11 protein-coding genes are annotated in these 13,472 nt (G+C 71.6%); 7 read left to right on the forward strand and 4 right to left on the reverse strand.

Annotation, left to right across the window (positions count from 1 at the left end):
- Positions 1–2 precede the first annotated feature (2 nt).
- Positions 3–890 carry an alpha/beta hydrolase family protein gene (locus ACIBK8_RS30815; RefSeq protein WP_399045424.1) on the reverse strand — a complete coding sequence of 296 codons (888 nt, stop codon included), beginning with the start codon at positions 888–890 and terminating at the stop codon, positions 3–5.
- 237 nt (positions 891–1,127) lie between these two features.
- Between ACIBK8_RS30815 and ACIBK8_RS30820 the strand changes: the two genes are divergently transcribed.
- The 5 genes from ACIBK8_RS30820 to ACIBK8_RS30840 all read left to right on the forward strand — a co-directional run bounded on the left by ACIBK8_RS30820 (position 1,128) and on the right by ACIBK8_RS30840 (position 6,790).
- Positions 1,128–1,955 carry a winged helix-turn-helix domain-containing protein gene (locus tag ACIBK8_RS30820; RefSeq protein ID WP_399045426.1) on the forward strand — a complete coding sequence of 276 codons (828 nt, stop codon included), beginning with the start codon at positions 1,128–1,130 and terminating at the stop codon, positions 1,953–1,955.
- Positions 1,956–2,116: 161 nt separating this feature from the next.
- Positions 2,117–3,142, forward strand: coding sequence for a LacI family DNA-binding transcriptional regulator (locus ACIBK8_RS30825; RefSeq protein ID WP_393688073.1), 1,026 nt, complete (start codon positions 2,117–2,119; stop codon positions 3,140–3,142).
- A 124-nt stretch (positions 3,143–3,266) separates the two neighbouring features.
- A complete protein-coding gene (locus ACIBK8_RS30830; RefSeq protein WP_399045428.1) occupies positions 3,267–4,286 on the forward strand; it encodes a S1C family serine protease in 1,020 nt (339 codons plus the stop codon).
- 234 nt (positions 4,287–4,520) lie between these two features.
- A complete protein-coding gene (locus ACIBK8_RS30835; protein ID WP_393688077.1) occupies positions 4,521–5,258 on the forward strand; it encodes a response regulator transcription factor in 738 nt (245 codons plus the stop codon).
- A complete protein-coding gene (locus tag ACIBK8_RS30840; RefSeq protein ID WP_399045430.1) occupies positions 5,255–6,790 on the forward strand; it encodes a sensor histidine kinase in 1,536 nt (511 codons plus the stop codon). Before ACIBK8_RS30835 ends, ACIBK8_RS30840 begins: the two co-directional genes overlap by 4 nt.
- 47 nt (positions 6,791–6,837) lie before the next feature.
- On the opposite strand, the gene ACIBK8_RS30845 is transcribed toward ACIBK8_RS30840, so the two are convergent.
- The gene (locus tag ACIBK8_RS30845) at positions 6,838–7,794 is read right to left on the reverse strand and encodes a phosphotransferase family protein (RefSeq protein WP_399045432.1); all 957 of its coding nucleotides are present in this window, start codon (positions 7,792–7,794) and stop codon (positions 6,838–6,840) included.
- 152 nt (positions 7,795–7,946) lie between these two features.
- Between ACIBK8_RS30845 and ACIBK8_RS30850 the strand changes: the two genes are divergently transcribed.
- Both ACIBK8_RS30850 and ACIBK8_RS30855 read left to right on the forward strand, forming a co-directional pair.
- Positions 7,947–8,219 (forward strand): hypothetical protein, encoded by a 273-nt coding sequence (locus ACIBK8_RS30850; RefSeq protein WP_399045434.1) that lies wholly within the window; start codon positions 7,947–7,949, stop codon positions 8,217–8,219.
- 126 nt (positions 8,220–8,345) lie between these two features.
- Positions 8,346–9,800: a tetratricopeptide repeat protein gene (locus ACIBK8_RS30855; RefSeq protein ID WP_399045436.1), complete on the forward strand. Its 1,455-nt coding sequence runs from the start codon at positions 8,346–8,348 to the stop codon at positions 9,798–9,800.
- Positions 9,801–9,881: 81 nt separating this feature from the next.
- On the opposite strand, the gene ACIBK8_RS30860 is transcribed toward ACIBK8_RS30855, so the two are convergent.
- Both ACIBK8_RS30860 and ACIBK8_RS30865 read right to left on the reverse strand, forming a co-directional pair.
- Complete coding sequence (locus ACIBK8_RS30860; protein WP_399045438.1) at positions 9,882–11,327, reverse strand: DUF2993 domain-containing protein; 1,446 nt, start codon at positions 11,325–11,327, stop codon at positions 9,882–9,884.
- A 211-nt stretch (positions 11,328–11,538) separates the two neighbouring features.
- The gene (locus ACIBK8_RS30865) at positions 11,539–13,362 is read right to left on the reverse strand and encodes a bifunctional metallophosphatase/5'-nucleotidase (RefSeq protein ID WP_399045440.1); all 1,824 of its coding nucleotides are present in this window, start codon (positions 13,360–13,362) and stop codon (positions 11,539–11,541) included.
- Positions 13,363–13,472: the final 110 nt, after the last annotated feature.

The raw sequence follows: 13,472 nt of genomic DNA on the forward strand, positions 1-13,472 counted from the left end.
GCTCAGCCCGTGGCCGTGCCGGGCGGCCGTTCGGTGAGCCAGTCCCCGATCCGCCCCAGCAGCCCGGCCCCCGCCGCGTTCTCCGCGTGGCCGAAGCCCGGTTCGATCCACAGGTCGGTGGCGGCCGGGTCGGCGGCGGCCATCAGCATGCGGGGGTGGTCGAGGGGGAAGTACGGGTCGCGGGTGCCGTGCACGATCAGCAGGGGGGTCGGTGCGATCAGCGGGGCGGCGTCGGTGGGGGAGAGCGGCACCGGGTTCCAGTCCTCGGGGTGGATCCGGGTGCGCAGGCCGAGCCGGGAGACCAGGCGCCCGGTGGGCCGGGTGACGACCCAGTGGAGGCGGCGCATCGACGGAGTGCCCCGGTAGTACCAGCGCGCGGGGGCGCTCACCGCGACGACCGCATCGGCGTGTGCGTCCGTGCGCCCCCTGCGCTCCCCGGGACGGTGCAGCGCCGCGTGCCGCAGGACGACGGAACCGCCCATCGAGAAGCCGACGGTGGCGACCCGGCGGTGCCCGAGCGAGCGGGCCCAGCGGACGGCCGCGGCCAGGTCACCGACCTCCCGGTCGCCGAGAGTGGAGCGTCCGCCGGAGCCGCCGTGGCCCCGGAAGGAGAACGTGACGACGGCGGCCCGCGCACGGAAGGCGGTGGCGGCGCGGCGCAGCGCCGGCCGGTCGAGCGCTCCGGTGAAGCCGTGCGCCAGGACGATCGCGAGGTCCTCCGAAGGACGCTCGGTCCCACCGTTCTGACCAGCGGGAACGCCGGGTGTTCTGGGTTCGTACGCGGCCTCGATGCGTACGCCGTCGTCGGTCAGCAGCGCCGCGCGGCGGCCACGCGACGTGATCGAAGGAACACAGGAACGTTCAAGATCGGCCTCGGGTCCGGACACCATGTGAGCTATTCTGCTGGGCATGAAGGATCCGGGCAGCGTTGCCCCCGGATCCTTTTGTGCTTTCGGGCAGGCCCCCGAGCGTGGCCGAAAGCATCGTTCGAAGCAGTGCCGCAGACTCCCCCGGCCGAGGCCGGGTGGTGCCCCCGTCGCAGGGACCGAGGAGGAACCAGACGTCATGGGCGAGCGAAGCGAGCAGTACCGAAGCAAACGGGCCGGGTATCGGGCAGGTGGTCGGAAGTGAGTTCCCTCCTGCTGCTGACCAACGCACTTCAGCCGTCGACGGAGGTGCTGCCCGCGCTCGGCCTGTTGCTGCACGGCGTGCGGGTGGCCCCGGCCGAGGGCCCGGCCCTCATCGACACCCCAGGGGCCGACGTCATACTGATCGACGGCCGCCGCGACCTGCCGCAGGTGCGGTCGCTGTGCCAGCTGCTGCGGTCCACGGGCCCCGGCTGTCCGTTGATCCTGGTCGTCACCGAGGGGGGTCTTGCGGCCGTCACCGCCGACTGGGGTGTCGACGACGTCCTGCTGGACACGGCGGGCCCGGCCGAGGTCGAGGCCAGGCTGCGGCTGGCCATGGGGCGCCAGCAGATCACCACCGACGACAGCCCCATGGAGATCCGCAACGGCGACCTGTCGGTGGACGAGGCCACCTACAGCGCCAAGCTCAAGGGCCGGGTCCTGGACCTGACCTTCAAGGAGTTCGAGCTGCTGAAGTACCTCGCGCAGCACCCGGGCCGGGTGTTCACGCGGGCCCAGCTCCTCCAAGAGGTCTGGGGCTACGACTACTTCGGCGGCACCAGGACCGTCGACGTGCACGTCAGGCGGCTGCGCGCGAAGCTCGGCCCCGAGCACGAGTCGCTGATCGGCACCGTCCGCAACGTCGGCTACCGCTTCGTGACCCCGGAGAAGGTCGAGCGCGCGGCGGCCGAGGCGAAGGCGCAGGAGAAGGCGAAGGCCGGGGAGCGGGCCGCGGGCCCGGCGGCGGACGGCGCACGGGAGCAGGCGGCCCGGAGCGAGCCGGCCGCCGCCAGGGAAGCGGCCGGGAGCCGGTCCGCCAAGAGGTGAACGCACGGAGGTGACGGGGCCGGTGCGGCCGGCGGTGGCCCGGGAGGGCCCGCCGCCGCCCGGCCCGCCCGGAGGCGCGCGATCCGGCGGTGCGCAAGCCGCACGATCCGGTCCGTGAACTGCTGGTAGCAGCCTGGCACCACCCGCGTAGACTGCCGCGCGTGGCCAAGGTGACGCGGGATGATGTGGCAAGGCTGGCGGGTACCTCGACCGCCGTCGTCAGTTACGTCATCAACAACGGACCGAGGCCGGTCGCCCCGGCCACCCGCGAGCGGGTCCTCGCCGCGATCAAGGAACTCGGCTACCGGCCGGACCGGGTCGCGCAGGCGATGGCCTCCCGCCGCACCGACCTCATAGGTCTGATCGTCCCCGACGCCAGACAGCCGTTCTTCGCGGAGATGGCGCACGCCGTCGAACAGGCCGCCGCCGAGCGCGGAAAGATGGTCCTGGTCGGCAACGCCAACTACCTGGACGAGCGCGAGGTGCACTACCTCCGCGCGTTCCTCGGGATGCGGGTCTCCGGACTGATCCTGATCAGCCAGGGCCCCAGCGAGCACGCCGCCGCCGAGATCGACGCCTGGGACGCCCGGGTGGTGCTGCTGCACCGCAGGCCGGACGCCATCGACGACGTCGCCGTCATGACGGACGACATCTGGGGCGCGCAGCTGGCCACCCGGCACCTGCTGGAGCACGGCCACCCGTACGTCGCCTTCCTCGGCGGTACGGAGGCCACGCCCAAGTCGGGTGACCCGGTCACCGACCACGTCGAAGGCTGGCGGCGGGCCATGCAGGAGTCGGGGAAGTCGCTGGAGGGGCGCTACTTCCAGGCGCCGTACAACCGCTACGACGCCTACCGGGTCGCGCTGGAGCTGCTGGCGGGCCCCGACCGGCCGCCGGCCCTGATGTGCGCGACCGACGACCAGGCGATCGGGGTGCTGCGGGCCGCCAGGGAGCTGCGCATCGACGTGCCGGGCGAGCTGGCCGTCGCGGGCTTCGACGACGTGAAGGAAGCCGGGCTCACCGACCCGCCGCTGACCACCGTGGCCTCCGACCGCCAGGCGATGGCGCGGGCCGCCGTCGACCTCGTGCTGGACGACGGGCTGCGGGTGGTGGGGTCGCGCCGCGAGCGGCTGCGGCAGTTCCCCTCGCGTCTGGTGGTGCGCAGGTCCTGCGGCTGCGGGGGCTGATCTCCCGTCGGCCGTCGCGGCCCGGAGCGGAAGCGACGGTTCCTTATACCGGGCATACCCACTTCTGTCGGGTCTCTCAGGACACTCTCAGACCGTTCTCATGGACCGCTCGCAGAGTAATCACATGACCGAGAGCTACCGCCCCAGCGGTGACGAGACGCCCCAGGACCGGCCGTACGGTTACGGCTACGAGCCCCGTCAGGGCGGCGAGCAGGCATTCCCGCCGCCGCCCGCGTACGCGCCGGATGCCGCGCCGCGGCGCAGGGCCCGCCGCCCGGTCGCGCTGATCGCGGCGGTGGCGCTCGCCTCCGGTCTCATCGGCGGCGGCAGCGCCGCGCTGCTGGCGGGCAAGGCCGGGCACAGCGGGTCCACCGTCTCCACGCCGCTGGTCAACGCGGGCCAGACCACCAGCGGCGTCGCGGGAGTGGCGAAGGCGGTCAGCCCGGCGATAGTGGAGATCCAGGCGCGGTCGGCCGAGGGCGAGTCCACCGGTTCCGGCGTGGTCGTCACCGGCAAGGGCGAGATCGTCACCAACAACCACGTGGTGTCCGGCGCCCGCGTCGTGACCGTCACCTTCAGCGACGGCAGCCGCAAGACCGCCGACGTGGTGGGCACCGACCCCGACAAGGACCTGGCGCTGATCAAGGTCCGGGGCGCCAAGGGCCTGACCGCCGCGAGCCTCGGCGACTCCGACAAGGTCGCGGTCGGCGACCAGGTCGTGGCGATCGGCTCGCCCGAGGGCCTGACGGGCTCGGTCACCAGCGGCATCGTCTCCGCACTCAACCGCGACGTCACCGTCCCCAAGAGCGAGAGCCAGGGGCAGCGGGGCCAGGGCCAGGGCGGCGACGAGTGGCCGTTCGAGTTCGGCGGCAACCAGTACAACGGCGACACCGGCTCGTCCAAGACCTCGTACAAGGCCATCCAGACCGACGCCTCGCTCAACCCCGGCAACTCCGGTGGCGCGCTGATCAACATGCAGGGTCAGATCATCGGCATCAACTCCGCGATGTACGCGCCGAGTTCGGCGGCAAGCAGCACGGCGGGCAGCGTCGGCCTCGGCTTCGCCATCCCGATCAACACCGTCAAGTCCGACCTCGACGGGCTGCGCGGCGGCGGCAGCGGCGGCAGCAACAGCGGGATCTGAGCCCCGTCGGCGAGCCCCCGCGGGCCGCCGGCCGCACCGTCCCCGTACGACCAGGAGGCCACCGTGGCCCACAAGATCACCGTTCCGGTCCACCGCGCGCGCCGTGCGCTGGCTGCGGCCATCGCCCGGTGCGCGGGCGGCGCACACCGCGGCACCGTGCAAGGCTGAGGGCAGGCTCAGCGCCCGTGTCTGAGCCGGCAGCCGTCCGTACCGCACCCCGAGGTAGTCACACACATGAGCCCCGCCGAGCACGGTGATCAGCCAGCCCGCATCCTGATCGTCGATGACGAGCCAGCGGTCCGCGAGGCGTTGCAGCGCTCGCTCGCCTTCGAGGGATACGGCACCGAGCAGGCCGTCGACGGCCTCGACGCGGTCGAGAAGGTCGCCGCCTACGACCCCGAACTGATCGTGCTCGACGTGCTGATGCCCCGGATGGACGGGCTGACCGCCGCCCGCAGGCTGCGCGCGAGCGGGGTGACCGTGCCGATCCTGATGCTCACCGCGCGCGACACCGTCGGCGACCGGGTCACCGGGCTCGACGCGGGCGCCGACGACTACCTGGTCAAACCGTTCGAGCTGGACGAACTCCTCGCCCGTATCCGCGCGTTGCTGCGCCGCAGCTCGTACGCGGCAGCCGCGGGCGCGCCGCCCGAGGAGGGCGACACGCTGTCCTTCGGCGACCTGCGGATGGATCTGGCGACCCGCGAGGTGACCCGGGGGAGCCGGGCGGTCGAGCTGACCCGCACCGAGTTCACCCTGCTGGAGATGTTCCTCGCGCACCCCCGCCAGGTCCTCACCCGCGAGCAGATCCTCAAGGCGGTCTGGGGCTTCGACTTCGAGCCGACGTCCAACTCGCTCGACGTGTACGTGATGTACCTGCGGCGCAAGACGGAGGCGGGCGGCGAGCCGCGCCTCGTGCACACCGTGCGCGGCGTCGGCTACGTGCTGCGGGCGGACGGCGGCGCGGAATGAGCACCCCGCACGACCCGCACACCCCCGGCGAGCCAGGTCAGGGCGGGCACGGGCCCGACGGCGGCGCCACGGCCGCCCCCGCCCCCGGCCTCGTCGGGCGGGCCGTCCGCCGCTACCGGCTGCTGCCGCTGCGCTCCCGGCTGGCGATGCTCACCGCCGTCGCGGTCGCCGTCGCGGTCGCCCTGTCGGCCGCCGCCTGCTGGCTGATCACCCGCGACCGGCTCACCGAACAGCTCGACACGTCGCTGCGCAGCGTCGACGTCGGCCAGGACTACGTCCAGGCGCTGAAGTTCTCCTGCTCGGGCACCGCGGAGGGCCGGGTGACCTTCCAGCCGACGCCGTACACCATCCAGCTGGTGTCGACGTCCGGCGACGTCTGCACCTCGCCGGCGAAGGACGCGATCCCCGCCCAGCGGGCCGACGTCGCGGTCGCCGACGGCCGGCTGGTCGGCACGGTGCACACCACCCGCTCCGCCAACGGCACCGAGATGCGGGTGTCGACGGTGCGCTACCCGGGGCCGATCACCGACGCCCGCGGCAACCGGCTGGCGATCTCCGTCGCCGCGCCCATGGACCAGGTCACCCAGCCGCTCAACCAGCTCGCGCTGGTGCTGCTGATCGTCGCCGGGGTCGGCGTGCTGGGCGCGGCCACCGCGGGCCTCTGGGTCGCGCGGGCCGGCCTCAAACCCGTCGACCGGCTGACCGAGGCCGTCGAACACGTCGCGCGCACCGAGGACTTGACCATCCGCATCCCCGCGGAAGGCGAGGACGAGATCGCCCGGCTCTCGCGCTCCTTCAACTCCATGACGGCCGCGCTCGCCGCCTCCCGCGAACTCCAGCAGCAGCTGATCGCGGACGCGGGCCACGAGCTGCGCACCCCGCTGACCTCGCTGCAGATGAACATCGACCTTCTGGTGCGCAGCGAGCGGTCCGGGCGGCAGATCCCGGCCGCCGACAAGGAGGCGCTGCTCGGCTCGGTCAAGGCGCAGATGGGGGAGTTGGCGGCGCTGATCGGCGACCTCCAGGAACTGTCCCGCACACCCGACGCGGGCCCCGGCAGCGCGGGTTCCGTGCGGGTCGTGGCGCTGCACGAGACCGTCGGCACGGCACTGGAGCGGGCCAGGCTGCGCGGCCCTTCGCTGACCGTGACGGCCTCGCTCGACCCCTGGTACGTGCGCGCGGAACCGGCTGCCCTGGAGCGCGCGGTGGTCAACCTGCTCGACAACGCGGTGAAGTTCAGCCCCGCGGGCGGCACCGTCGAGGTCCGTCTCGCGGCGGGCGAACTGACCGTACGCGACCACGGCCCCGGCATCGCGGATGACGAACTGCCGCACGTCTTCGCGCGGTTCTGGCGCTCCCCGTCCGCCCGCAGCCTGCCGGGCAGCGGCCTCGGCCTGTCGATCGTGGCCCGCACGGCGGAGCAGGCGGGCGGCGGCGTTCTGCTGCGCGCCGCACCGGGCGGCGGCACCGAAGCGGTCCTCACCCTTCCGGGGGCGCCGACACCGCCGCCCGATCTGCCGGGCGAGCCGTAGACCGGCTGCGGAGAGTCGGCGCTACGCCCGGCGGCTGACGGCGCGGCTCACACGTTTCCCGTGAGCCACTCCCGCACCTGCCGGGCGTACTGCGGCGCCCACTGCGGGGTCCAGCGCAGGAAGTAGACGTGCATGTTCAGCGCGTGCAGCACGTGCCCGATGCCGACGCGCAGCTCCCAGTCGTCCGGCAGCGGGCACGCGGCGGCGTAGGACGCGAGGAAGACGTCGCGGCCGGCCGGGAATGCGTCGAAGATGTGCTCGTCGAGCTTGCCGAAATCGCGGAACCGGTCCGCGTACGTGGCGTGTTCAAAGTCGAGGACGCAGCTGATCCGGCCGTCGCGCACCAGGAGGTTCGGCAGCCACAGATCGCCGTGGGTGAGGGCTGGGACGTTCGCCGCGTCCGCCAGCCGCGCCACGGCGGCGGCGAGCGTGGACCGGAGGGCGTCGGCAGGCCCGATCAGCCCGGGATCGGCCTGCGGAAGCAGCGCTTCCACCTCGGCGTCGACCGACTCCTCAAGCGACGCCGCCTTCCCGCCGCCCAGCACGTCCCCGAAGTGGGGCCCGACGATGGCGTGCAACCGCCCCGTGACCTCGCCGAGGTCCCGGACCAGGACCATCCGCTGATCCTCGTCGAGGGATTCCCACACCTCGCCCGCCGCGTCACCCTCCTGGTACTCCTGGATGAGCACCGGCCCGCCCAGGGCCGCCTCGTGCGGCACCAGCCGCCGGTACCGCACCACCGGGACGCCGTGCTCGGCCGCCACCTGCGCACTGGAGACGAGCCGCCGCAGGTGCTCGGGATCCCGCTCCCGCTGCGGCACCTTGACCAGCAGCCGCCCCTGGTCGGTCGCGGCCACCCACTGCTTGCTCGTATATCCCTTGTCGAGCGAACGGACCGACGTGACGCGGACCCCGGGGCACTCCCTCTCCAGAACGTTCCTGATCGCGGTCGCTGTCGCGGTATCGGTATCGGTGCCGGTATCGGTGTCGGTGTCGGTAGCCATGGGGAGCACCGTAGTGGCGGGTGGGGAGGAGGCTGGAGCGGCATCGGTTTGCTTGGCGCAAAGTGGGCTCTCGCGCTCCTCTCGCACGTAGGCCGGCCGGATGTACGCTGGCTCACAAACCCCTTTCAACGAAGGCTGATTGAGGGAGTGGGATGGTGGCTTGGCAGGCGGATCCTTCGGCGTTATTCGAGAGTCGGCTGGGGCAGTCGCTTCACGAGCAAGATCCGGAAAGCTGTGACGACAACAAAACCTGTCCCGATATCTGGCGGCTCAGTAACGGTGACGTGGCCGTGATCGGCCAGGACCTCACCGATGCCTATGCGGCACGGCTTCCGGAGGGGGTCGCGCTGGGCGCAGGCGAACGGCTGGTCATCATCCCCGGGATCATGCTCAGTAACGCGAAGAAGGACATTCCCGATGGTTGACCTCCAGGTTCCTGCCCTCGACCCCACGGCGGGGGAATGGTTGACGCTTGAGGAATACTCCGATGACTTCGACCTCCACTACGCGCGGGTACGCAATCGCGACTGCTGGCCTGGTCCTATCGCGCATTGTCCCCACAGGCCGCTCGCCTCTTCCGGCTGCTCGGCATCCACCCGGGGCCCGAGTTCAGCCTGCACGCTGCCGCCGCACTCGCCGGCCTCCCGGCCAGCCATGCCAGGCAGGCGCTGGACACGCTGGTCGGCGCACATCTGCTGGAGCAGACCGCGCCGGACCGGTACGAGTTCCACGACCTGCTGCGTGCGTACGCCACCGACCAGGCACGGAGGGAGGAACCGCCAGAAGGCCACACGGCGGCCCTGCGCCGCGTCCTGGACTGGTACGTGCACACAGCTGATGCCGTTCAGGGCTGGGTCGAACCGGATGAGGATCGCCTGCCGCTCGGTCCGCCGGCCGAGAGCGTGGTGCCGCTGGCCTTCGCCGACCGCGACCAGGCGGTGGACTGGTCCGAGCGCGAGCACACGAACCTTCTGGCGGCCGTGCGCGCCGCCGCCGCGGGCGAGCTCGACCGGCACGCCTGGCAGTTGACCGCGATCCTTTTCTACGCGAGGGCGCGTTCCACGTCCGTTGACGACTGGCTCTCCGTAGCGCCCATCGGCGTGGACGCGGTGCGCCGCCAGGGTGAACCCGCCGGTGAAGCCGGGCTGCTCGAATGCCTGGGCATGAGCTACACCAGGGCCAACCTCCTTGCCAAGAGCCGGGATTGTCATGAGGGCGCGCTGGCGATCCGGCGTGCGAGGGGGGACCGCTACGGCGAGGCCCAGTCCTTGAACCTCCTGGGTCTGGTACACCTCCGGCTTCGCGAGCTGTCCGAAGCCGAAGCGTCATTTCGGCGTGCCGGAGCGGCCTTCGGCGAACTCGGTTTCCCGTACTGGGAGTCCATCGCGTTGATCAATCTTGCGGACGCCCGGCACCAAGCGGGCCGGATCGAGGAGGCGGCCCGTGATGCCGAGGAGGCGCTGGCCGCCTACCGGGCCCGGGACGACCGGCCCAACGTGGGCAGAGCGCTGCGGCTGCTCAGTTCGATCCACCTGGAGCGAGGTGCGCCAGCCGAGGCGCGCCGTGCAGCGACGGAGGCCGTGAACATCGCCCTCGACCTGCGGCATCACGTCCTGGAGGGCTTCTGGCTCATCGCGCTGGGCAACGCTCAACGCGCACTCGGCGAGCATTCCGAAGCGCTCGTCTCCTTCCAGCGCTCCGCCGCGCTCCATCGCCGCCTCGGCGACCGCAGCCGCGAGGCGATGGCCTGGCAAGGTGCGGGCGAGACGTACCGGGCAATGGGACGCCTGGTGGAGGCGGCCGACTTTCACCGCCGCGCGGTGGCGGCGCACCGTGAACTGGGTGACCACTGGCAGGAGGCGCTGGCCCTCGACGCTCTGGCCGACGCACTCGCCGCGGACGACGGCGACCGGTCCCGTCGCCACCGCGCTGAGGCGCTGCGCATCGTCGACAGCTTCGACGACCCGAGGGCGGTGGAGCTGCGCGCTCGCGTCGAGGGGCGATAGGGCCGCCCGGGGTGGTGACCTGGTCAGCATCCGGTGCGCGGCAATCGTCGCCCCCCTGGCAGAAACGGCGCCCGGCGCCCCTCAGCCCCTCTTCGCCCCCGCGTCCTCGCCCTGCTGCCGTTCCGTCTTCTTCGCCGCGTCGCCGAACGGCAGGTCGGAGCCGGTCAGTTCGGCGCGGATGCCGTCCTCCTGTACGGAGATGTGGCGGAGGCGGACGTCGCCCGGTGTCTTGGGCAGGCGGAACGAGAGGGACAGCTGGTCGGCGAGCTGCGGCTTGGTCAGGCCGGTCAGGGCGCCGAGCACCTTCGGGTCGATGCCGACCTTCTGGAGCAGCCACGGGTGGTCGACGACCACGTCGACGAGGTTGACCTTCATCAGCTTCTCGACGAACCGCGGGGCGCCGGTCAGCTCGTGCAGTTTCTTCTCGCTGTGCAGGGCCTGGTCGATGTACTCCTGCGGGATGCCGATGCGGTCCGCGATGGCCGGGACGCTCAGCATCGCCTTCACCTTGGCGGCCTGCCGGCTCAGCTCGTCGGCGGCCTTGCGGGTCAGCCGCAGGCCCTCTTCCTTGCCGGTGCCCGGCCGGTAGACGGCGACGTCGCCGATGTCCAGGCGCATCTTGCTGATCTGGGTGGAGACGCCGCGGTCGCCCGCCTGCTGAATGCGGGCCTGGGCGTGGACACGCAATTCGTGCCCGGCGATCGGCAGTTGTCCGACGGCCCGGACCGCGTTCGGCCCCATTTCGCTGAATTTCACCTGCGATGCGCCCAGTTCGCGATTCATGTCCTCGAACGCGAGCAGCACGCTGCCGTGCATGGAACCGATCGTGGCGCCCTTGATGGAACTGGGCAGATCGCCGTCCAGTCGTATATCGCGGGCACTCGCCTCGAATTTCGCCAGCGAGACGCGGTCGGCGGCCACATCGGGAATGGTGACGTCGACCTGGTCGAGGTGTTTGTCGGCGACCTGGGTGAGGAACGGGAAGCCCTTGATTTCGACTTCCGGTGCCGCTGTGAGGTGCATCGCTTTCTTGATCTGCTGCTCGGCCTTGTTCTGCGCGTAAAGGACGGCGAACCGGTCGGAAAGGGTGAGGAACGCCGCGCACACCAGCACGGCGACCAGCAGCTTCAGGGTGAGCGGCACGGCGGCGAAGCGGCTGATGCCGCGCTTCGTGCGGCGGTGGTTGGGCGCCACCCACTCCTCGTCGCGCTCGTCGTCGGAGCGCAGGCCGAGGCCGAGCGGGTCGTCGCTGTCGTCCCGCTCGTTGAGGTATCTGCGGCGCTCGCCGAGGGGGATCCCGGTGGGTGCGGGGACCGGCTCGGGCTCCGGCTCGGGGTCGGCGAGCGCGGCCAGGTCCGCGTACGGATTGACCGGTGCGAACTCGCGGGTGTCCCGGGTCGACTCGTCGTCGGGGCCCGGTGCGGCGGGCCCCGGGGCGTCGGACGAGGACAGGGCTGCCGAGGGCGCCGCGGGTGTCGCGGACGCCCGGTGCGCCGAGGGTGAAGATATGCGTGTGGGGGTTCGCATCCGCACATCCCACCATGCGCAGGACCCTCGCACGCAAGTCCTACCGGCGGTAAGCGAGTTAAGCGAAGATTGTCGCGCCGACTTGGCCGAAATTTTCCGGGCGGTGCGTTCTCCGTACCCCGAATCCCGTACCCCGTACCGTATTTCCCATGCCGGATTTCCTGTTCCGCCTTTCCTGTACGGGAAAGGCGGAACAGGATTGCGGTCTTCCCTACTTCACCACTGTGATGCGGTCCGCCTTGGGCGGGTCCAGGGGCTTCTGGGCCGTCGAGTGCGCGGTCAGGTAGGCGGTGAAGGCGTCCAGGTCCGACGGGCCGACGTGGGGGTTCCTGCCGTCCTTGAACGCGGGGAATCCGTCGCCGCCGCCGGCCAGGAATTCGTTCATGGCGACGCGGTAGGTCGTGGCCGGGGCGATGGCCTTGCCGTTCAACTTCACCGAGTCCTTGACCACGCGGGCGGCGCCCGACTTGGTCATGTCCAGCGTGTAGGTGAGCCCTTCGGACACCTGGAGGATCTTCGGCGAGCCTTCGTTCGGGCCGCTGACCTGCTGCTGAAGCCCGGCGATCAGTTGGGCGCCGGTGAGGTCGACGACGCGCATCATGTTGGTGAACGGCTGGACGGTGAACGCCTCCCCGTAGGTGACCACCCCGTCACCCTCGCCACCGGACGCCGCGTACGCGAGGTCGGAGCGGATGCCGCCGGGGTTCATCAGCGCGAGCTGCGCCCCGCCCTTGCCGGTGTCCGCGGTGGCCGCCAGCTGGGCGTCGGCGACGACGTCGCCCAGGGGCGACTCGGGGGCGTTCGCGCCGCGGCCCGCGATGTCGGCGGAGATGTGGCCGACGGGCCGCCCGGCGACCGGCGCGGCCAGCTTGTTCCAGCGGGCGATCAGGGACGTCATGTCCGCGGCCTTGGGCCGGTTGCGGTCCACGACGTGGTTGGCGGCGCCCGGCACGTGCACGCGGGTGCGCACGATGTCGTGGGTCCTGCGGTCGTACGTCAGCGTGGTGTCGGTGTAGAGCCGGCCGAAGGAGGCGGCCGATGTGACCGTACGGGGAGTCCCGGAAGGGTCGGGGATGGTGCAGGCGTACGCCTGGTGGGTGTGTCCGGTGACCAGCGCGTCGACCTTCGGGGTGACCTTCTTGGCGATCTCGGTGATCGGCCCGGAGATGCCGTCGCCCGGCCCCGGGCTGTCGCAGTCGTAGTTGTACGAGGTGGAGGCGGGCATCCCGCCCTCGTGGATGAGCGCGACGACCGACTTCACGCCCTGCCGTTCGAGGACCTTGGCGTACTTGTCGATCGTGGCGACCTCGTCGTGGAACTTCAGTCCCTTGACCCCCTCGGCGTTCACGATGTCGGGGGTTCCCTTCAGGGTCACCCCGATGAAGCCGATCTTGACGCCCTTGTGCTTCCAGACGGTGTACGGCTTGAGCAGCGGCTTGCCCGTTTTGTCGTCGGTGACGTTGGCCGTCAGGTACGGGAAATCGGCGCCCTTGAAGGTCTTGCCGTCCTCGAAGCAGCCGTCCTTCGGGTGGCAGCCGCCCCGCTGCATCCGGGTCAACTCGGTCCGGCCCTCGTCGAATTCGTGGTTCCCGACGGAGGTGACGTCCAGGCCGAGCTTGTTCATCGCCTCGACGGTCGGCTCGTCGTGGAAGAGCCCGGAGAGCAGCGGGCTGGCCCCGATCATGTCGCCGGCCGCCGCGGTGACGGAGTACGGGTGCCCCTTACGGGCCGTGCGCAGCGCCTGCGCGAGGTACTCGACGCCGCCCGCCGCGACCGTCTTCTTGCCGCCGTCCGGCTGCGTCTCCTCCGCCGTCCCCGACGATCCCTGCGGCGGTTCGAGGTTGCCGTGGAAGTCGTTGAAGGAGAGCAGCTGGACATCGACGGTGCGGCCGTGCGACCGGTCGGCGCGGTGGTCCGTGCGCGGGCCCGCCCCGGCCGGTACGGCCGCCGCGGTGACGCCCACGGCGGCGGCCAGTACGGCGGTCCCTGCCGTCAAGCCGCGGATGCGGCGCCGCCGTTGAGATGTCGCTGGCATGTGGTCCCCTTCGTGGGCCGGTCGGGTGGCGGCGCCGTGCGTGCGGGCGAGGCGGCCGGCCCGTGCGCGTCGTACGTGTCCCAGGGACGCGCGGGACGAGTCCGGGCGGA

This window comes from Streptomyces sp. NPDC050161, from assembly GCF_044460025.1.
Classification (GTDB): domain Bacteria; phylum Actinomycetota; class Actinomycetes; order Streptomycetales; family Streptomycetaceae; genus Streptomyces.